We start from the raw sequence: 20,375 nt of genomic DNA on the forward strand, positions 1-20,375 counted from the left end.
TTGCTGGCATGGAGGGTGTATGAAGGTAAATAAATTCAGCCTGACGTATCTGGCTGGGATGGTTATGATCCTGATATCCGGATGTTTCCCATTCCTGGGATACCAGTTTACCATGAAGGATTATCAGGATGTAAAGGAATGGTTTCCGCTTTTAAATCTGAAAAAGCTTGCAGACCGTTATCAGGCGATGGGAGATATCAATCTGTTTGTCCGGATATTGCCTTATCTGGCAATCCTTACCGGGATAGCGGGAATTGTACTGGTTGTGATCTATCTGCGTGGAGACCGGGATACCTGGGACATCTTCAATCTGATGTTTTTTATACCGGCTGTTCTTTCCGGTATTGAATTATTCCTGCTGACACACAGTAAGACGATTCGGGCGATTCATGGGATTATGGAAGAAACAACACGCAGTATGCAGGAAAATGGCTATAAAGGCTTTGCAGGATACCGGCTGGGCTTCTATCTGTTTCTGGCAGGTATCATTATCAGTCTGGTCAGTGCGGTGTGTTTCTTTGCACTGGATCGTGAATAAAATAGAACAGGGGTGTGAGAAATGGCAAATGAGAAGATCCTGTTAGTTGAGGATGATTTTGCTTTGGCAATGGGGACGGAATATACATTAAAGACAGAGCATTATGAAGTGGTGCATGCTTCGGATCTTAAGACTGCGAGAAAGTGTCTGCAGCCGGATATCGATCTGGTGCTGCTTGATGTTATGCTGCCGGATGGAAATGGTTATGATTTCTGCAGAGAGATCCGTGAGGCAGATAATTATGTTCCGGTCATATTTCTTACAGCAGTATCAGATGAAGTGAATCTGGTACAGGGACTGGAGCTTGGTGCAGATGATTATATAGCAAAACCATATCGGGTAAAGGAACTGCTGACACGGATCTCTGTGATCCTGAGAAGACAGCGGTATAACAATATCAAAAAAACAGATTTGGAAAATGAAGCAGGAGAAGATTTCATTTTCGGACACACCAGACTAGATAATAAACAGTATAAGATCTACCGGAATGAACGGAATATCGACAGTACACCAAGTGAATTTCGTTTGCTTCGGGAACTGACGCTTCATGAGAATCAGGTTATGACACGGAGACAGTTGATCGAACGGTTGTGGGATGTCGATGAGTCATTTGTGGATGATAATACCTTGTCGGTATATATCAAACGGTTGAGAGATAAGCTGGAAGAGGATTCGGTATATATCCGTACTGTCCGGGGGATTGGTTATATGTTTGTTCCGGACTCAGCAAATAAGTAAAAACAGTAATAGAAATAAACGGCAGGAGTGCTTGGAATGCATTCCTGCCGTTTTATATATGGTTATTGCTTATTTCAATTTTACATAAGCGGCTGAAACATAGCCGTTGTAGGTTCTGCCGTCCTTTGTGAAGGAAATCTGATACCAGTCCTGATATAAGCCTTTGAGTGTAAGCTCTGTTCCATAAGAAACTGTCTGAATAATATCATATCCGGTTCCGGGACCTTTTCTTACATTTAAGACACTGCATATAACCTGCATCTTCTGGCTGCCTTTCTTGCTAGCGGTAAGTGCAGATCTGGTTCCCTTGTAAGCCTTTCCATTTGACTTGTTGTAGGCAACGATGCAATAGCTGTATTTGGATGATCCGGCTTCATTGATAATATAGGAAGAAGCGGCGGAGTTGGTGATCGTTTTTAGCTTTGTATACTTCTTTGTTTTATTTGTATAACGATAGATATAATACCCATCTGCATCTGTCTGAGCCTTCCATGTCATTAACTGCTTGGAACCGTAGCTGTTTACAGCTACTCCTGTTACCTTTTTCGGTGGGATCTTAACGGTTATCGTAGCTGCATCACTGATCGAAGTAGCACCGTTTCCGCGGTAATAGGTTTTAACCTTGAATTTATAGGTTCCGTTTGCGGACAGTCCCTTCTGTGTCCAGGAAGTCTTATCGGAAGATAATTTTGCAATCCGTTTCCAGGAAGAACCTGTGGTTCCGTTTTTCATATAAACAAGATAACCTGAAATATTCTTAGAAGATTTCCAGGAAATACTTACAGAGTTATTCTTGGATGGGATAACGGACACGCTTCTGGCATTTGCCGGTTTTGTCATAATAGATACAGTTTTGGAACGATCTGTACGGACATTGTTGCCGGATTTCTTGTAGTAAGCAACAACACAGTATTTGTAAATGGTATTGCCACTTAATTTTTTATCTGTATATGAGGTTGTGTTTTTATTTGTGATCGTTTTAACGCGTACCCATTTACCATTGTCATTTAAACGGTAAACGATATAGCCGGCAACATTTATCTGACCATTCCATTTAACGGTTACGGTATTCTTTGTAGAGGAAGCAGTTACACCTGTGGCCTGTCCGGGACGGGTGTTTCCGTTTATGGAAGAGGAGTATTTGAAAAATGCGCGGCGGCTGCCTTCTTCAAAGTAAGCACGCACTTTATAAGTGTAAGTTGTTCCGCTTGCCAGCTTGGTATCTGTGTAAGTATTGTTTTTGGCTCCTTTTACATAAGCAACGGTTTTGTATTTACCGGTTGCCGGATTGAAACATACGATGTGGTATCCGGAAACTTCGGTCTGCGGAGTCCATTCTAAAGTAAGAGAATCCTTTGCCCGTTTGGCGATTGAAACTTTATCAATATTCTTTTCCTGTGTAGCGGCATGAACGATATTGGACTCTCCACCGTTGTAAGCACCGGAATTTGTTCCGTAGAACGCAAGTACCTTGTAACTGTATAAGGTTTCTACCTCCAGACCCTTGTTTGTAAATGAAGTATTGCTTGCACCGACTGTCGTTCCGACATGCTTATATGTATTTGTGCTCTTGTCAAGACGATAGATCTTATAACCATATACATACGGTACTTTATCCCATTTCAAGGATACCTTCTGCATGGAAGTTGAAGTGATATGCAGATTCTTAACGGCTTCCGGTTTTTTGATGTACCGGAAATTCATATCAACATTACCGCTGATGCCGGCTACAGAGCCGGAAGATGTGTACTGCCAGTAGGAATATTTACCTTCGTAAGATGCATGCACACTGTTGGTTACAGAATCCCATCCCGGATATTGGGCGAGCCAGATCGGGAACCGTTTTGCCAGTACATCTGCATATACATCATCTGTGAGTAAAGATTTATTTGCATAGACCATAGCGGTGTAATTATTCTTCTCTACCTCTTCACAGAAAGCAGTACAGATCGTAGTTGCGGCAGCAGGGCTTAAGTTTGCCCGTGCAAGTCTGCCGGAATGATTGATGTAGTATTCGTAGTCCATAACAACCGGAAGCTTTATGTTATAGCCCTTGATCAGCTTCATGGTGTAGTTGGCCTCTGCTCTTGCTTCGGCCGTTGTGATCGCCTGGGAATAGACATATACGCCGACATCCAGTCCTGCGGCGAGAGCACCTTCGATGTTTTCCTTATATAATGCGTCTGCTTCCAGCACACCGGATTCTGTGGTACGGAGTGCGACACGGATCAGAGCAAAATTAATTCCGTCTGCCTTGACCTTCTTCCAGTCGATATTGCCCTGCCAGCGGGAGATATCAATACCATTTATAATGTCATAGCCCTTGAACTGTGCATCATGGGCATAGATGCTGGTATCAATGGAAGCCAGAGAAGGATTCTTGATGCTGTCAGATTTTTTCTGAAGCTCCTGAATTGCCTGTGGATCTTCTCCGTATTTTTTATTGATAAGGGCAATCTGTTCCTTTGTTAATGAAGAACTGTCAAATGTTCCTGTTTCCACCATTTCATCAATTTCGTCAGCATATGAAATGCTGGATGACTGGGTAGAAACTGTTGTGTACGCATATTGTGACTGCGCATAGGCCTGACCGGCGATCTTAGGTGCGCTGAAGATCGTGAGACCGGCGACAGCACTGCACAATACCGTGGTAATAAGTTTTTTCACGATAAGCAACCTCCAATTTTTATTTATCCTTAACTAATTTATAATATTTTTTTTACATATAAATGTCAATAATCTGGGGAAATTTAAGAACTATGAAAAAAACAGGTAAAAGATCAGATAAAATCTTTACCAGAAATTTGCACAAAAAAAGCATTTTTGTAGTGCCAAGTCAGTCGATGACGTGTTATAATCAACACGGTAATAAAAAATGAAAGGAACATCATATGGAGAAAAAAACAAGATTTTTTGGGGCATTAGGCGGTATGTTAAAAGGACTGGTCCGCCCGGCAGAATATATTAAGACAGGAAAAAGTGCAACATGGTTTTCCATCCATTTGTTGGTGATCCTTGTATGCGTGATTCTTCCGACGTTAGTATTTTATATGCCGGTCAGCAAGAGAATCGGATATAACCGCCTGGCAGATGCGATCGATGACAGAATTGCATATTTCAGTGTAAGTGAAGACGGATTTTATTGTAAGAAGCAGTATGAATTAAAACGTCCGGGAGAAGCATATATCAGAATCGATTCTACGGATTACGATACGGAATCAGATGAGATCGATGAACTTCTTGAGGTTGGACATTATAAGACAATGGTAGTGGTCAGCAATCAGGAGATTCTGCTGTACAGCGATGATTCACCGACCAGGATCAGTTGGAACAGTGTTTATTCGCACCTGCGTTCGATCGAGAAGCGGGATGTATATGATAAGGATACATTATTAAATCTGACAAGAAAATATGATACTCCGTTATTGATTGGGATTACACTTGTGCTGGCGGTATTGCTGATATTTGTCTACTATGTCGGAACCCTGATATGGGGATTTATCATAAATGCACTCAAGCATGTATTTGGTATCAGTGATGAGATCGGTTTTTCGGATATCGTAAAGGCGTCCACACTTATCAGAACTCCGTGGTTTATAGCGGCGATCCTGATCGCAGGATTTGTATTAAAGGGACAGTTTGTATTTATGTATATTCTGTGTGTGATCATAACATTTGTCTATCTGATCGCAGCAGTCAAATTATATGCAGATGAGATCCTACGGATACCGGAGAAACCGGAAACAAAAGCGGGAGAACAGGAAGATCATGTGCCGGATGAAGAGTATTATGGAGACTGATAATAGTTTCTTAGTATAAAAACAACAAATTAGGAGGCATTATGCGTAAAACTAAAATTATATGTACATTAGGGCCATCAACAGATGATGATGATATTTTGAGAAAGCTTATGATCGAGGGAATGAATGTTGCCCGATTCAACTTTTCACATGGAGATCATGCACAGCATAAACGCAACATGGAACGTATCATGAAGTTCAGAACAGAGCTGAACCTTCCGGTTGCAACACTGCTGGATACAAAGGGACCGGAGATCCGTGTAAAAGATTTCAAAAATGGAAAGATTGAACTGAAGCCGGGGCAGACATTTACATTTACAACCGATGAGGTTGAAGGTGATGAGAAGATGGTTTCAATCACATATAAGAATCTTGTAAATGATGTAAAACCGGGGAATACGATACTGATCGATGACGGTCTGATCGAGATGACGGTAGAGCAGGTATCCGAGAATAAGATCGTCTGTCGTGTAGTAAATGGCGGTCCGGTATCCAATCGCAAGGGCGTAAATGTACCACGCGTAAATCTGTCCATGCCATACATCAGTGAGCAGGATCGTGCAGATATCATATTTGGTATTGAGAATGACTTTGATTTTATTGCAGCGTCCTTTGTAAGAACGGCAGATGATGTATTGGAGATCCGTAAGATTTTAGATGAGCATGGCTGTGATAATATAAATATTATTTCCAAGATCGAGAATATGCAGGGTGTGGAAAATATCGACGAGATCATCCGTGTATCAGATGGTATCATGGTAGCACGTGGCGATATGGGTGTAGAGATTCCGTTAGAGGATGTTCCTGTAATCCAGAAAATGATCATCAAGAAGGTTTACAATGCAGACAAGCAGGTTGTAACAGCAACCCAGATGCTTGATTCCATGATCAAGAACCCAAGACCGACAAGAGCAGAGGCAACAGACGTTGCAAATGCAATCTATGATGGAACCAGCGCGATCATGCTTTCCGGTGAGACAGCCGCAGGCAAGTATCCGGTAGAAGCACTCCATACTATGATTAAGATCGCAGAACGTGCAGAAGAAGATATTGATTATACAAAACGTTTTTATGAGAGAGGAAATATCCAGAATCCGGATATCACCAGCGCAATCTCCCATGCAACCTGTACAACAGCAATCGATCTTGGCGCAGCAGCGATCGTAACCGTAACAAAATCAGGAAAAACAGCCCGCATGATTTCTAAATACAGACCGAAATGTCCGATCATCGGATGTTCACCGGTTGAAAAGGTATGTCGTCAGTTAAATCTGTCATGGGGCGTTCAGCCGCTTCTGATTGCAGAGGAGAATAATACGGATGATCTGTTTGAGCATTCTGTAGAAGCTGCGAAGAGAAATCATTACATCAAGGATGGAGAGATCGTTGTTATCACTGCCGGCGTTCCACTTGGTGTTGCCGGAACAACCAACCTGATCAAGGTACATGTTGTTGGACATATCCTTGTAAAAGGTACTTCTGTAAACGAGAAGTCGGTATGTGCTCCTTTATGTGTAGCAGAAACAGAAGAAGATCTTCAGAAAAATTACAATCCGGGAGATATTATTGTAATGAAAGAGACCAGCAATAATATCATGGAACAGTTAAAGACTGCATCTGCGATCGTGTGTGAAAAGGATGGGAAAAATTCACATGCTGCGATCGTAGGCCTCAGCCGTGATGTTCCGGTTATCATCGGAGCAAAGAATGCGACCCAGATATTAAAAACAGGTGCCATCGTTACAGTAAAAGCCAAAGATGGAGTAGTTGTTTCTTAAGTTTGTAACAAATGTAATAAATCTTAATTTTTAAAAAAACGCTGAAAAACAAGCAAAAACACGGGAATGCCATGTTGACAAGCATTTGAATTGTTGTTATAATGAACCAGAAATGTAACAATTTCGTAACAAATGTTTGATGACATGGCATTTCCATGTCAGGGAGGTAATAAGATGTCCAAAGGAACCAGAAAGATATCCGTTGCGGTAGTAACAGTCAGTCTGGCAGCTACAACGGCATTTGGCGTGATCAAAGCAAATAACATATATGATGATTCAACGATCGGACTCTCATCAGCGCTTGACAGATATGTAGAATCTGTTCAGCTTGAAACGGCTTCAGCCGGAGATGGAAGTACACCGACGGATGCTTCTTCTGAAACAGTTAAGACAGAAACAGCAAAGACTGAGACAAAGAAGACATCAAAAAAGAGTACCAAGAAAGAAGAAAAAACAACAGAAGCTGCGACAGAGGAAACGGGAGCGGCAGAGGAAACCTGTAAGTATCCACAGTTTGAAGGAAAGTGTCTTACAACTGTAACGGATGAGGTTAATATCCGTGCTACAGCAAGTGTAGACGGTGAACTGGTCGGAACACTTGGAGCAAATGGTATTGCCCTTGTAAAGGAAAAAGGTGATACGTGGACAAAGGTTGCATCCGGTAGCTGTGAAGGATACATAAAGAACGATTTCCTTGTATATGGTGACGATGCAGGTGCTTATGCAGAAGAACATTGCAGCAAGTTGGCAACTGTTACAACAGAAACCTTGAATGTACGTGCCGAGGCAGATGCAGACAGTGAATGTCTTACAATGATCCCTGGTGGAGAATCATATTCAGTAATCGGTCAGGCAGATGGCTGGACAGAAGTAAAGGTTGATGATGAGACTGCCGGTTATGTAAGTTCGGATTATGTTGAAATTTCATATAATACAGTAAAGGCTATCTCGGTAGAAGAGGCTGAAGCTGCAAGAGCAGCAGAAGAGGAAGAATTGAGAAGACAACAGGAAGAACAGCAGAAGCAGCAGGAGGAAGAGCAGCAGGCAACAGAAACCCCTACGGAAGCTTCGACGGAGACTCCTACAGAAGCACCAACTGAGACACCAACAGAAGCCCCTACGGAAGCACCAACTGAGGCTCCTACGGAAGCACCTTCTGAGGATCCGGTGCCATCCAGCGGTTCAACTGGTGTAGACCTTGCAAATTATGCATTACAGTTTGTTGGTAATCCTTATGTATATGGCGGTACAAGCCTTACAAATGGTGCTGACTGTTCAGGATTTACATTATCCGTATATGCACACTTCGGAATTTCACTTCCACATTCCGCAACTGCTCAGTCTTATTACGGAACAGAAGTAAGTCTTTCAGAGCTGGAACCGGGTGATCTGTTATTCTACGGAACAGACGGAGATATCGGACATGTTGGAATCTATACAGGTGGCGGCATGATCGTACATGCAAGTACAGAAGCAACAGGAATCAAGACATCTGTATACAATTACAGAACTCCGATCAAGGCAGTCAGACTGCTTGGACAATAAAGGATAAACAGAATAGAAGAAAAGTCGGTACATGGTGAGTGAACAGGTTCTTGTTTCTCCCGGTATGTATCGGCTTTCTTTTTTTGCATTCGATGAATACAAGACTGTAAATTAAGAAAATATGGGAGATAGAAAAAAGATACATATGCATTTGTGTAGTTTTCATAAATTATATAAAATAGTTGTTAATTTGACTAAAAAATGAAAAACAAACGGTTTCCTTTTGTTTAAAATGACTTGAAAAAATGGTGGTTTATGTTATAATAAGATTATCAATTCGGGGACACCCGAAAAAGAAGGAGTTGGGCAACATGAATTACATAATTAGTGGAAAAAACATCGATGTTACTGAAGGTTTAAAGAATGCAGTATATGACAAGCTGTCCAAGCTTGAGAAATATTTCGCAGAAGATGCTGTTGCACAGGTTACATTTAGTGTAGAGAAAGACAGACAGAAGATAGAAGTTACGATCCCTATGAAAGGACATATCATTCGTGCAGAACAGGTAAGTGATGATATGTATGTATCGATCGATCTTGTGCTAGAAGTAATCGAGAGACAGGTGAACAAGCATAAGAAGAAATTGATCGACAAGGAGCAGAATGCAGCATATCTCCAGAATTCATTTGTAGAAGAAGAAACAGATGAAGATGACGAGATTAAGATCGTTAGAAGCAAGAGATTTGCAGTAAAGCCTATGTATCCGGACGATGCATGCATCCAGATGGATCTGCTTGGACATAACTTCTATGTATTTAGAAATGCAGAGACAGAAGAAGTAAATGTTGTCTACAAGAGAAAGGGTAATACATACGGATTGATCGAACCAGAATTTTAATCTCGTACCTGCTGAGCAGGGACAGATATTTTCAGAAGCTATAGTCTGAAGAATGTCTGCCTGAGATTTTCGGATAAAAAGAAGGGTCGCCAGACAATTAACGCTGGCGGCTCTTTTTTGTGGTCAGATTTAAAGAATGAATGTTGATTATTCATCATTATTTCATAAATGCTTTACCAAAGCTTTTCAGATTCATTCTTGATATAAATTTCATATGATGGTATTATGTACCCTGAGTAATAAGATTTGGATATGAAACCAAGAAAACAGTTAGGAGAATAATAGAATGGGATTATTTGAAAAAGTATTTGGCACACATAGTGAGAAAGAACTGAAGAAGATCGCTCCTATTGTGGACAAGATAGAAGCACTTGATTCTGACATGCAGGCATTGTCCGATGAGGAATTAAGAGCAAAGACAGCAGAATTCAAAGAGAGACTTGCAAATGGGGAAACGCTTGATGATCTGCTGGTAGAAGCATTTGCAGTTGTAAGAGAGGCTGCATACAGAGTGCTTGGCATCAAGCATTATAGAGTACAGTTGATCGGTGGCGTTGTATTACATCAGGGACGTATCGCCGAGATGAGAACCGGTGAAGGTAAGACCCTTGTGTCTACACTTCCTGTATACTTAAACGCACTGGAAGGCAAAGGTGTTCAGGTCGTAACAGTCAACGATTATCTGGCAAAGCGTGATGCTGAATGGATGGGTAAGGTTCATGAGTTCCTTGGACTTACAGTTGGTATTATTTTGAATTCATCTACAAATGATGAAAGACGTGACGCATATGCATGTGACATTACTTATGTAACAAATAACGAACTCGGTTTCGATTACTTAAGAGATAACATGGTTATCTATAAAGAAAAGCTTGTGTTAAGAGGACTTCATTATTGTGTAATCGACGAGGTCGACTCTGTATTGATCGATGAGGCGAGAACACCTCTGATCATTTCAGGACAGAGCGGCAAATCGACAGAGCTTTATAAGATGTGCGATTACCTTGCAAGACGTATGAAGCGTGGTGAAGGTGATGGCGAGATCTCCAAGATGGATATGCTGATGAATACAGCAATTGAGGAAGACGGAGATTTTCTTGTAAATGAAAAAGACAAATACGTTATGCTGACAGCAAACGGTGTGAAGGAAGTAGAGCAGTTCTTCCATATCGAGAACCTGTCCGATCCTGAGAATATCGAGATCCAGCATAACATAATTCTTGCACTTCGTGCACATAACCTGATGTTCCGTGACCGTGATTATGTTGTAAAGGATGACGAGGTTCTGATCGTTGATGAATTTACAGGACGTATCATGCCGGGCCGTCGTTTCTCAGACGGACTGCATCAGGCGATCGAAGCAAAGGAAAATGTAAAGGTTAAGAGAGAGTCCAAGACACTTGCTACGATCACATTCCAGAACTTCTTTAATATGTTTGAGAAGAAAGCAGGTATGACAGGTACAGCAAGTACAGAGGAAGAAGAATTCAGAGAGATCTATGGTATGGATGTTGTAGAGATCCCAACCAACCTTCCGGTACAGAGAATTGACCACCCGGATTCTATCTTCAAGACAAAGAAAGAGAAATTAAACGCTATTGTTGAGCAGATCAATGAGAGTTACAGAAAAGGACAGCCTGTTCTGGTTGGTACGATCAATATTGATGCATCTGAGGAACTCAGCCACATGCTCAGCAAGAAAAAAATTCCACATAAGGTATTAAATGCAAAGTTCCATGAGCTTGAGGCAGAGATCGTTGCAGAAGCAGGTCAGAAGAATGCAGTTACGATCGCAACGAACATGGCTGGTCGTGGTACGGATATTAAGCTTGGCGAGGGCGTTGCTGAACTTGGCGGACTTCGTATCATTGGTACAGAACGTCATGAGTCCAGACGAATCGATAATCAGCTTCGTGGACGTTCCGGTCGTCAGGGAGATCCGGGTGAATCCAAGTTCTACCTGTCTCTAGAAGATGATCTGATGAGATTGTTTGGTTCTGAGAGAGTTATGAGCCTTTATGATACATTGAAGATCCCGGAGGGCGAAGAGATCCAGCATAAGACAATCTCGAACTTCGTAGAGAAGGCCCAGAAGAAGATCGAAAGCAACAACTTCGCGATCAGAAAGAATCTGTTAGAGTATGACCGTGTAAATAATGAACAGAGAGAGATCATGTATAAGGAGCGCCGGAGAGTCTTAGACGGTGAAGATATGCATGAAGTTATCCTGAAGATGCTCAAGGATGATATCAATGCATGTGTAGATACTGTATGCTCATCAGAAGTTGCACCGGAAGAGTGGAATATTGTAGAGCTTGACAATATGATCCGTGAGATCATTCCATTTACAGAACCAATCGCACTTACTGAGCATGAGATCAAAAAGGGTGACACAGAAGAACTCAAAGAGAGACTGTATAATGAGGCTGTGGAACTCTACCATGAGAAAGAAAAAGAATTCCCAAGTCCGGAAGATATGCGTGAGATCGAGCGTATTATCCTTCTGAAGGTAATTGATAGAAAATGGACTGACCATATCGACGATATGGAACAGTTAAAGCAGGGTATCGGGCTTCAGTCACTGGGCCAGAGAGATCCTGTTGTAGAATACAAGTTTGCCGGTTATGACATGTTCAATGAGATGACAAGAGCAATTCAGGAGGATACAGTAAAACTGCTTCTCCGTGTTAAGGTTGAACAGAAGGTTGAACGAGAGGAAGTAAATAAGGTTACAGGAACAAACAAGGATGATACTGTATCCAGAGGACCTGTAAAGAAAGCAAAAAAAATCGGAAGAAATGATTTGTGTCCATGCGGCAGCGGTAAGAAATATAAGAACTGCTGCGGACGGAACGAATAGAAATAATGTGTTGCAGCTGCAACCGATAAAGTAGGTGAGAAATTAATGATAGAGACAGACCAGTTTAAGTTCACATTGAATCAGTACAGACAACCATTAATGGAAGTAAGGGATTCACTTTGACATCGCTGGCAGAAAAGACAGCATAGGAAAATTACAATATGAGATGGAACAGCCGGGCTTCTGGGATGATGTAGCAAAGTCAACCAGCGTTTCCAGACAGTTAAAGGAGCTGCAGGATTCGCTGGAGGAATATCAGAAGCTGGAACAGGATTTTTCAGATATTGAAACCCTGATTCAGATGGCGGAAGAAGAGGGCGATTCCTCTATGATAGAGGAAATCGGTGAGATGCTGACAGCATTTCAGAAGGAATTCGAAAATTACAGGATCAGTCTTCTACTGTCGGATGAGTTTGATGGTTACGATGCCGTTATGACGCTTCATGCAGGAGCCGGCGGGACAGAGTCCTGTGACTGGACATCGATGTTATACAGAATGTATACCAGATGGGCGGAAAAGCACGGTTTTAAGGTGGAAGTGCTTGACTATCTGGAGGGTGATGAGGCTGGCATTAAGTCGGTTACGATACAGATCAGTGGACAGAATGCTTATGGATATCTGAAATCAGAAAAAGGAGTACATCGTCTGGTTCGTATTTCACCGTTCAATGCAGCAGGCAAGCGACAGACTTCATTTGCTTCCTGCGATGTGATACCGGAGATAGAGGAAGACCTGGAAGTGGATATCAATGAAGATGATCTCCGGATCGATACTTACAGATCGAGCGGAGCCGGTGGACAGCACATCAATAAGACATCATCGGCGGTTCGTATCACGCACATTCCGACCGGTATCGTAGTACAATGCCAGAATGAGCGTTCACAGCATATGAATAAGGATAAGGCTATGCAGATGCTGAAGTCTAAGCTGTATCTGATCAAGAAACAGGAGAATTTGGATAAGATTTCGGATATTCGGGGTGAGATACTGGAGAATGGATTTGGAAGCCAGATCCGGTCTTATGTTATGCAGCCGTATACGATGGTGAAGGATCACCGGACAGGTGAAGAAAGCGGAAATGTTGCCGCAGTTTTAGATGGAGAACTCGACGGATTTATGAATGCATATTTAAAATGGTGCAGCCGGAGTGAGTCGTAATATACAAAAAAGAATGCAAAAAGGAGAGACACCCACATGGTAAATATAGCAGTATTAGGTTATGGTACAGTTGGTTCAGGCGTGGTTGAAGTAATCAATACAAATCACGAGATCATTAATAAGAGAGCGGGAGAAGAGATTAACATCAAGTATGTTCTTGATCTGAGAGATTTCCCGGGAGATCCTGTACAGCAGATACTGACACATGACTTCAATGACATCTTAAACGATGATGAAGTAAAGGTTGTTGTTGAAGTAATGGGAGGAATCAATCCTGCCTATACATTTGTAAAACAGTGCCTTGCAGCAGGCAAGAGTGTAGCAACATCCAATAAGGAACTGGTAGCTTCTCACGGACCGGAATTACTTGCGATCGCAAAAGAGAACAATGTGAATTTCTTATTTGAGGCATCTGTTGGCGGTGGTATTCCGATCATCCGTCCATTAAATACCTCTATCACAGCAGATGAAGTAACAGAGATCACAGGTATCTTAAACGGAACAACAAATTATATCCTGACCAAGATGGATCAGGAAGGTGCATCTTATGATGAAGTGCTGAAGCAGGCACAGGATCTGGGATATGCAGAAAGAAATCCGGAAGCAGACGTAGAAGGTGGAGATGCGTGTAGAAAGATCGCTATCCTGACTTCTATCGTATATGGAAAGCATCTGGATTACACTAAGATCCATACAGAAGGAATCACAAAGATCTCAACAGAAGATTTCAAATATGCAGATGCACTTGGTGTATCGATCAAATTAGTAGGTACGACTAAAAAGGAAGGAGATACCTTATACTCCTTCGTTGCACCTATGATGCTGGACGAGAACCATCCATTATCCGGTATCCATGATGTATTCAATGGCATATTTGTACATGGAAATGTTGTAGATGATATCATGTTCTATGGAAGAGGAGCCGGAAAGCTTCCAACAGCATCCGCCGTTGTATCCGATGTTGTAGACGAAGTAAAACATATGGGTAAGAATATTATGGCAAGTTGGGATGCAGAAGCACTTCCGATCGGTGATTTCAGAGATGCGGTTAATCGTTTCTTCATACGGGTAAGTGCAGATGCGATCACAAAAGATGAGATCCAGAAGCTGTTTGGTGATGTGACATATGTAACAGCAGAAGGTGTGGACGGAGAGCTTGCATTTATCACTTCGTCCATGACTGAGGGCAGTTTTGCTGATATTACAGCTAAAATTGATAAAATTTTCAGCATAATCAGAGTAGCATTTTAGAGAAAAAAGTTGTATAACCATAAGATGGCCGATGTAAAAACGGGTTATCACTATATGGAAATAACCGGATGATCAGATGAAAAGAAAAGGAGGACACCGATGAAAAGAGCCGACTACATTAGCTGGGATCAGTATTTTATGGGTATTGCACTGTTGTCAGCAGAGAGAAGCAAAGATCCTTCCACTCAGGTTGGTGCATGTATTGTAGACGATAATAATCGTATTCTGTCGGAAGGGTATAATGGTATGCCTGCCGGATGTGAAGACGATATCATGCCATGGGGAAAAATCGGTGATCCTTTGAACAATAAATATTTCTTTGTGTGTCATGCAGAATTGAATGCCATCCTGAATTACAGAGGCGGTAGCTTAAAGGACGCAAGACTTTATTCGACCTTATTCCCTTGCAATGAATGTGCGAAAGCAATCATTCAGTGTGGGATAAAAGAGGTGATCTATCTGTCGGATAAATATGCCAGTACCGACAGCACGATGGCATCCAAGAGAATGTTTGATATGGCAGGAGTTACTTATCGACCATATGAAGTAAAAGGAAAGAAGATAACGATAGATTTATGATGATTGTAAAAGAAAGCAACAGCAGAGAAGACACATACAGGATCGGACGGGAGCTTGGCGAACAGGCGGTTCCGGGACAGGTTTTCTGTTTCTTTGGAGATCTGGGCGTAGGAAAGACGATATTTTCACAGGGATTTGCCAAAGGTCTTGGAGTCGATGATATTGTGAACAGCCCTACATTTACGATCGTGAAAGAATATGATAACGGACGGCTTCCGTTATATCATTTTGATGTCTATCGGATCGGAGATGTGGATGAGATGGAAGAAATCGGCTACAATGAGATGGTATACGGTGATGGAGTATGCCTGATCGAATGGGCAAATCTGATCGAAGAGATCCTTCCGGATCATTATCAGAAGATAACGATTGAAAAAGACCTTGAAAAAGGGACAGATTATAGAAAGATAACGATAGAAGAGGTTTAAAGATATGAAGATCCTCGCTCTGGACAGCTCAGGGCTGGTTGCATCCGTTGCCTTATTAGAGAATGACAATCTGGTTGCAGAATTTACAGTAAATAACAAAAAGACACATTCACAGACCTTGCTTCCGATGCTGGACGAGGTTGTAAACGCAGCAGGTATTGAGCTTGATGCAGTAGATGCGATCGCGATCGCAGCAGGTCCGGGGTCATTTACCGGACTGCGTATCGGAGCAGCAACGGTAAAAGGACTGTCGCTTGCACTTGATAAGCCGGTTGTGCCTGTTCCGACACTGGAAGGACTTGCATACAATTTCTGGGGAAGTGACAGGCTGATCTGTCCGATCATGGATGCCAGAAGAAATCAGGTCTATACTGGATTGTACAGATTTGACGAAGCAGGTAATCTGGTTACAGAGATGGATCAGATACCGATGGATGTAAATGAGTTGATCGATCTGCTTCTTGAAAAAGATGAAGAAGTGCAGTTTACAGGTGATGGCATACAGGTGTATGGATCTCAGATCCTGTCAAAGATGAAGCATGCACGTCTGGCACCGGCACATCTGAACAAACAGAAGGCTGGATCAGTCGCATATGCCGGCGCTTACCGGTATGCGCATGAACAATATATAAATGGAGATGATTTTGCTCCTGAATATCTGAGAATGTCTCAGGCAGAAAGAGAAAGAAAAGAGAAAGGTGAAAGAAATGAGTAATAGCGTCAGTGATGGCGGGGCGGCGGGGCCCTATTTAGACAACATTGAGATAAGAGAAGGCGATGAGGAACAGTTGCTTGATATTGTTTCTCTGGGAGAAAAAGTATTTATGAGTTCCTGGAATGAGCAGATGGTTGCGACATCCATGTATGGAACGTATGATACCGTGCTTACAGCAGTTGACACAACGAAGGATGACAAGGTGGTTGGTTATTGTATCTTTACTGCACCGTGTGAGGATTGTGAACTGCTTCGGATTGCTGTTGATAAAGATTACAGGAAATGTGGAATCGGACACAGACTGATGAAAGAAATGATTCGCATGTGTGTAGAAGACAATGGAGAAAAGATCTTCTTGGAGGTTCGTGAGTCTAATGACGCAGCAATATCAATGTATGAATCACTAGGCTTCGATGAGATTTCCAGAAGGAAAGATTATTATAAAAAACCAACAGAAGATGCTGTTATCATGGAACTGAAGTGTTCACATTCATAATACATAGATGACAGGAATTCCCACTACAAAAGAAGCATTTTTTCTATTATAATCGACAATAGAAAAGATACAGAGATCGCCGGGAAACCGGAAGATCAGGAGGAAATTATGATGGATGTAATACGTTGCAATATGTGTGGGAAAGAATTGTCAGTCAGAAATGACATTTTGATGGAAGATGCAATTATAATTTCAAAAAAGTGGGGATACTTCTCAAAGAAAGATGGAGAAACCCACAGGATCTGTATATGCGAAGATTGTTATGACCGGCTGGCAGACAGCTTTGCAGTACCGGTACAGAGAGACGAAACGGCAGAATATATGTAGAACCAGAGAGTCATTTGAATATAAAATGACTCTTTTTTCCTTACAGGAGAAATGGTTTACAGACAGAGTGGAAACAGAAGTTGGAGGATAGAATATGTTAGATGTATGTTTGCTTGGTACAGGCGGAATGATGCCACTTCCGTACAGAGCGTTGACATCCATGATGATACGATACAATGGCAGCTCTATATTAGTTGATTGTGGTGAAGGAACGCAGGTAGCAGTCAAACAGCAGGGATGGAGCTTCAAACCGATCGATGTGATCCTGTTCACACATTTTCATGCAGATCATATCAGCGGATTGCCTGGGCTACTCCTGACAATCGGAAATGCAGAACGAAAGGATCCGGTTCTGATGGTTGGACCAAAACGGTTGGAACGGGTAGTGAACTCTCTGCGCGTGATCGCACCGGAGCTTCCATTTGAGATACAGTTTAAAGAACTGACAGAGGAAGAAGAAGAATTTGAAGTGTGTGGCTTACGTGCAAATGCGTACCGGGTAAATCATAATGTTACCTGTTATGGATATTCATTTGAGCTTGACCGTGCTGGTAAATTCGATGTGGAACGTGCACGTGCACAGGAGGTTCCGATGCAGATCTGGAATACATTGCAGAAGGGCATGACGATAGAACTGGACGGCAGGCTCTATACACCGGATATGGTTATGGGACCGGATCGGAAAGGGCTTAAGGTCACATATTGTACAGATACTCGTCCGACACCACTTATTACAAAACATGCGGCAGGCTCAGACTTGTTTATCTGCGAAGGAATGTATGGTGAACCGGACAAATACGAAAAGGCAGTTTCCCATAAGCATATGACAATGTATGAGGCGGCGGAGATTGCGAAAGAGGCAGAAGTAAAACAGATGTGGCTGACACATTATAGTCCGTCCCTGATCAAGCCGATGCAGTACATGGATGAAGTAAGAAAAATATTCCCGGCTGCGGTTGCAGGAAAAGACCGGATGGAGACAACGTTAAAATTTGCAGACTGATACAGACGGTAAAACAGGAAAAAGAGGAAGATGAAAATGGAGAAAAAAGATATAAAGATTCTGGCAATTGAATCATCTTGTGATGAGACTTCAGCGGCTGTCGTCGTAAACGGTAGGGAAGTATTATCAAATATCATATATTCACAGATTGACATTCACACACTGTATGGCGGCGTTGTTCCTGAGATAGCGTCAAGAAAACACATCGAGAAAGTGAATCAGGTAATAAGGGCTGCACTGAAAGAAGCAGACTGTACTCTGGATGATATAGATGCGATCGCAGTTACATATGGGCCGGGCTTAGTAGGAGCTTTGCTGGTTGGAGTAGGAGCAGCAAAGGCGATCAGCTATGCAAAGAATATCCCATTGGTAGGCGTTCATCATATAGAGGGACATATTGCCGCTAATTTTATAGAAGATAAGACATTGGAACCGCCATTTATGTGTCTGGTTGTATCCGGCGGGCATACCCATCTGGTAAAGGTGACAGACTACGGGCAGTTTGAGATCCTTGGTGTGACCAGAGATGATGCGGCAGGTGAAGCATTTGACAAAGTAGCAAGAGCTATCGGACTTGGATACCCGGGTGGACCGAAGGTAGATAAGCTTGCAAAAGAGGGAAATCCGGATGCAATTGAATTCCCTAGAGCAAAGATTTCCGATTCTGCATATGATTTTAGCTTCAGTGGTCTGAAGTCTGCAGTTTTAAATTATATCAATCAGAAGGAAATGAAGAATGAGGAGATCAACCGCGCAGATGTAGCGGCATCCTTCCAGAAAGCGGTAACGGATGTACTGACAGAACATACCATCTATGCAGCCAGGAAATATGGCATGGATAAAGTTGCGCTGGCAGGCGGTGTTGCATCCAACTCAGCACTTCGTGCATCGATGAAAGCGGCCTGCGAAAAAGCAGGAATTCAGTTATATTATCCGGCACCGATCCTTTGCACCGATAATGCAGCCATGATCGGAGCGGCTGGTTATTATGAATTCATAAAAGGTACCAGACACGGGCTGGATCTGAATGCAGTTCCAAATCTGAAATTAGGCGAGCGGTAGAAGGATACAGTAAGAAGTGAATGCAGATTGCTCTGCTGCTTTGTGAGTGTTTGTAAATATATGGTGAAAGAATACAATATGAAACAAATATTAGAGGCAAAAAAGATAAAAGGATAGAAGAGAAAACATGAAGACAACGGCGATCATACTTGCGGCAGGAAAAGGCAGCCGAATGCACAGTAAAATTGAAAAACAGTTCATGGAGCTTGGAGGCTATCCTGTAATTTATTATGCATTAAAAGCTTTTGAAGAAAGTCCTGTGGATTCCATCATTCTTGTAACAGGAAAAAACAGTGTGGAATATTGCAGGCATGAGATCATAGAGAAATATCATTTTACAAAGGTTGTATCTGTAGTAGAGGGCGGTGAAAATCGGTATGATTCTGTATATAATGGTTTGTGTGCATGTCCGGAGACCGATTATGTCATGATCCATGACGGCGCAAGACCATTTGTGACACAGGATATGGTCGTTAGATCGATCCAGACACTGGCAGATTACAAAGCGTGTACGGTGGGGATGCCTGTAAAGGATACGATAAAGATCGTAAATGAAAATCGGATTGGAATGGCGACTCCTGCAAGAGAGTACCTGTGGCAGATCCAGACCCCACAGAGCTTTGATTATAAATGTCTGATGAAGTGTTATCAGAAGATGATGAAGAAACGGGCAGATGGGGCAGCAATAGCAGTGACGGATGATACGATGGTGGTCGAAGAATACGGTAAGATACAGGTGAAAGTGATTGAGGGCAGCTATACAAATATAAAGATTACGACACCGGAAGATATGCGTATTGGACAGGAATTTCTGCAAAAACAGGGGTAAAGAAGTACTTGAAAATACCAGTCACAAAAAAATGAAATAATTTGAAAAAATGTGTTGACATAGAAAAACAGAAGTGCTAATATATACAAGTCGCCGGTCAAAAGGAGACTTAAACAACTGGATGGAGAGATATCGAAGTGGTCATAACGAGGCGGTCTTGAAAACCGTTTGTCCGAAAGGGCGCGAGGGTTCGAATCCCTCTCTCTCCGCTGACTTTTCAATAAACAAAGATGGAAAGTTCAAGCGCTTGATACTAGGAGAAGTACCCAAGCGGTTGAAGGGGCTCCCCTGGAAAGGGAGTAGGCCGTTAATAGCGGCGCGAGGGTTCAAATCCCTCCTTCTCCGTTAAGTTTTACTGGTACAGGCGAAAACAAAGAACCTTGAAAAATTAACAACATGACAACCCTGAAATTCCAAATAAAGAATTT

Annotated in this window: 18 protein-coding genes and 2 tRNA genes; 19 read left to right on the forward strand and 1 reads right to left on the reverse strand. The window is 42.2% G+C overall.

Features of this window, described 5'->3' with window-relative positions:
* The first annotated feature begins 19 nt into the window (after window positions 1-19).
* Together DXB77_RS12300 and DXB77_RS12305 are read left to right on the forward strand one after the other, a co-directional pair.
* Window positions 20-538 (forward strand): hypothetical protein, encoded by a 519-nt coding sequence (locus tag DXB77_RS12300; RefSeq protein ID WP_021943114.1) that lies wholly within the window; start codon window positions 20-22, stop codon window positions 536-538.
* A gap of 21 nt (window positions 539-559) precedes the next feature.
* Window positions 560-1,276: a response regulator transcription factor gene (locus DXB77_RS12305; RefSeq protein WP_021943115.1), complete on the forward strand. Its 717-nt coding sequence runs from the start codon at window positions 560-562 to the stop codon at window positions 1,274-1,276.
* Window positions 1,277-1,345: 69 nt separating this feature from the next.
* Here the strand turns inward: DXB77_RS12305 and DXB77_RS12310 are convergent, their stop codons facing one another.
* Window positions 1,346-3,943, reverse strand: coding sequence for a GH25 family lysozyme (locus DXB77_RS12310; RefSeq protein ID WP_118663474.1), 2,598 nt, complete (start codon window positions 3,941-3,943; stop codon window positions 1,346-1,348).
* Between the two features lie 224 nt (window positions 3,944-4,167).
* Here DXB77_RS12310 and DXB77_RS12315 point away from each other — a divergent pair, with 224 nt between their 5' ends.
* The 17 genes from DXB77_RS12315 (at window position 4,168) to DXB77_RS12395 (ending at window position 20,292) form a co-directional block, all read left to right on the forward strand.
* Window positions 4,168-5,076 carry a hypothetical protein gene (locus DXB77_RS12315; protein WP_021943117.1) on the forward strand — a complete coding sequence of 303 codons (909 nt, stop codon included), beginning with the start codon at window positions 4,168-4,170 and terminating at the stop codon, window positions 5,074-5,076.
* A gap of 41 nt (window positions 5,077-5,117) precedes the next feature.
* Window positions 5,118-6,854 carry a pyruvate kinase gene (pyk, locus tag DXB77_RS12320; protein ID WP_021943118.1) on the forward strand — a complete coding sequence of 579 codons (1,737 nt, stop codon included), beginning with the start codon at window positions 5,118-5,120 and terminating at the stop codon, window positions 6,852-6,854.
* 174 nt (window positions 6,855-7,028) lie between these two features.
* Window positions 7,029-8,399, forward strand: coding sequence for an NlpC/P60 family protein (locus tag DXB77_RS12325; RefSeq protein WP_173783995.1), 1,371 nt, complete (start codon window positions 7,029-7,031; stop codon window positions 8,397-8,399).
* Between the two features lie 311 nt (window positions 8,400-8,710).
* Window positions 8,711-9,238 carry a ribosome-associated translation inhibitor RaiA gene (gene raiA / locus DXB77_RS12330; protein ID WP_021943120.1) on the forward strand — a complete coding sequence of 176 codons (528 nt, stop codon included), beginning with the start codon at window positions 8,711-8,713 and terminating at the stop codon, window positions 9,236-9,238.
* Window positions 9,239-9,524: 286 nt separating this feature from the next.
* The gene (gene secA / locus DXB77_RS12335) at window positions 9,525-12,098 is read left to right on the forward strand and encodes a preprotein translocase subunit SecA (RefSeq protein WP_021943121.1); all 2,574 of its coding nucleotides are present in this window, start codon (window positions 9,525-9,527) and stop codon (window positions 12,096-12,098) included.
* A 45-nt stretch (window positions 12,099-12,143) separates the two neighbouring features.
* Window positions 12,144-13,257, forward strand: a protein-coding gene (gene prfB, locus DXB77_RS12340) for a peptide chain release factor 2 (protein WP_117822541.1) whose coding sequence is annotated in 2 segments (ribosomal slippage) — window positions 12,144-12,218 and window positions 12,220-13,257 — 1,113 coding nt in all. Because the reading frame shifts where the segments join, the coding sequence is not laid out codon by codon here.
* A gap of 36 nt (window positions 13,258-13,293) precedes the next feature.
* Window positions 13,294-14,508: a homoserine dehydrogenase gene (locus tag DXB77_RS12345; protein WP_021943123.1), complete on the forward strand. Its 1,215-nt coding sequence runs from the start codon at window positions 13,294-13,296 to the stop codon at window positions 14,506-14,508.
* A 99-nt stretch (window positions 14,509-14,607) separates the two neighbouring features.
* On the forward strand, window positions 14,608-15,087 hold the full coding sequence (locus tag DXB77_RS12350) for a dCMP deaminase family protein (protein ID WP_021943124.1): 480 nt from the start codon (window positions 14,608-14,610) through the stop codon (window positions 15,085-15,087).
* Window positions 15,084-15,515 carry a tRNA (adenosine(37)-N6)-threonylcarbamoyltransferase complex ATPase subunit type 1 TsaE gene (tsaE, locus tag DXB77_RS12355; protein ID WP_021943125.1) on the forward strand — a complete coding sequence of 144 codons (432 nt, stop codon included), beginning with the start codon at window positions 15,084-15,086 and terminating at the stop codon, window positions 15,513-15,515. The genes DXB77_RS12350 and tsaE overlap by 4 nt, the downstream gene beginning before the upstream one ends.
* Window positions 15,516-15,519: 4 nt before the next feature.
* Window positions 15,520-16,230, forward strand: coding sequence for a tRNA (adenosine(37)-N6)-threonylcarbamoyltransferase complex dimerization subunit type 1 TsaB (gene tsaB, locus DXB77_RS12360; RefSeq protein ID WP_021943126.1), 711 nt, complete (start codon window positions 15,520-15,522; stop codon window positions 16,228-16,230).
* Entirely contained in the window at window positions 16,223-16,726 is a 504-nt protein-coding gene (rimI, locus tag DXB77_RS12365; protein ID WP_021943127.1) for a ribosomal protein S18-alanine N-acetyltransferase, read from the forward strand. Before tsaB ends, rimI begins: the two co-directional genes overlap by 8 nt.
* Window positions 16,727-16,834: 108 nt before the next feature.
* Window positions 16,835-17,053 (forward strand): hypothetical protein, encoded by a 219-nt coding sequence (locus tag DXB77_RS12370; protein ID WP_021943128.1) that lies wholly within the window; start codon window positions 16,835-16,837, stop codon window positions 17,051-17,053.
* Between the two features lie 94 nt (window positions 17,054-17,147).
* A complete protein-coding gene (locus DXB77_RS12375) occupies window positions 17,148-18,056 on the forward strand; it encodes a ribonuclease Z (RefSeq protein WP_021943129.1) in 909 nt (302 codons plus the stop codon).
* 30 nt (window positions 18,057-18,086) lie between these two features.
* Entirely contained in the window at window positions 18,087-19,118 is a 1,032-nt protein-coding gene (tsaD, locus tag DXB77_RS12380; RefSeq protein ID WP_117808589.1) for a tRNA (adenosine(37)-N6)-threonylcarbamoyltransferase complex transferase subunit TsaD, read from the forward strand.
* A gap of 127 nt (window positions 19,119-19,245) precedes the next feature.
* Window positions 19,246-19,947 (forward strand): 2-C-methyl-D-erythritol 4-phosphate cytidylyltransferase, encoded by a 702-nt coding sequence (gene ispD / locus DXB77_RS12385; RefSeq protein WP_021943131.1) that lies wholly within the window; start codon window positions 19,246-19,248, stop codon window positions 19,945-19,947.
* 123 nt (window positions 19,948-20,070) lie between these two features.
* Window positions 20,071-20,156, forward strand: a tRNA-Ser gene (locus DXB77_RS12390).
* A 47-nt stretch (window positions 20,157-20,203) separates the two neighbouring features.
* Window positions 20,204-20,292: transfer RNA gene (locus DXB77_RS12395), tRNA-Ser, on the forward strand.
* Window positions 20,293-20,375: the final 83 nt, after the last annotated feature.

The sequence above is a fragment of the Clostridium sp. OM05-9 genome, assembly GCF_003481465.1.
GTDB lineage: Bacteria > Bacillota > Clostridia > Lachnospirales > Lachnospiraceae > Coprococcus > Coprococcus ammoniilyticus.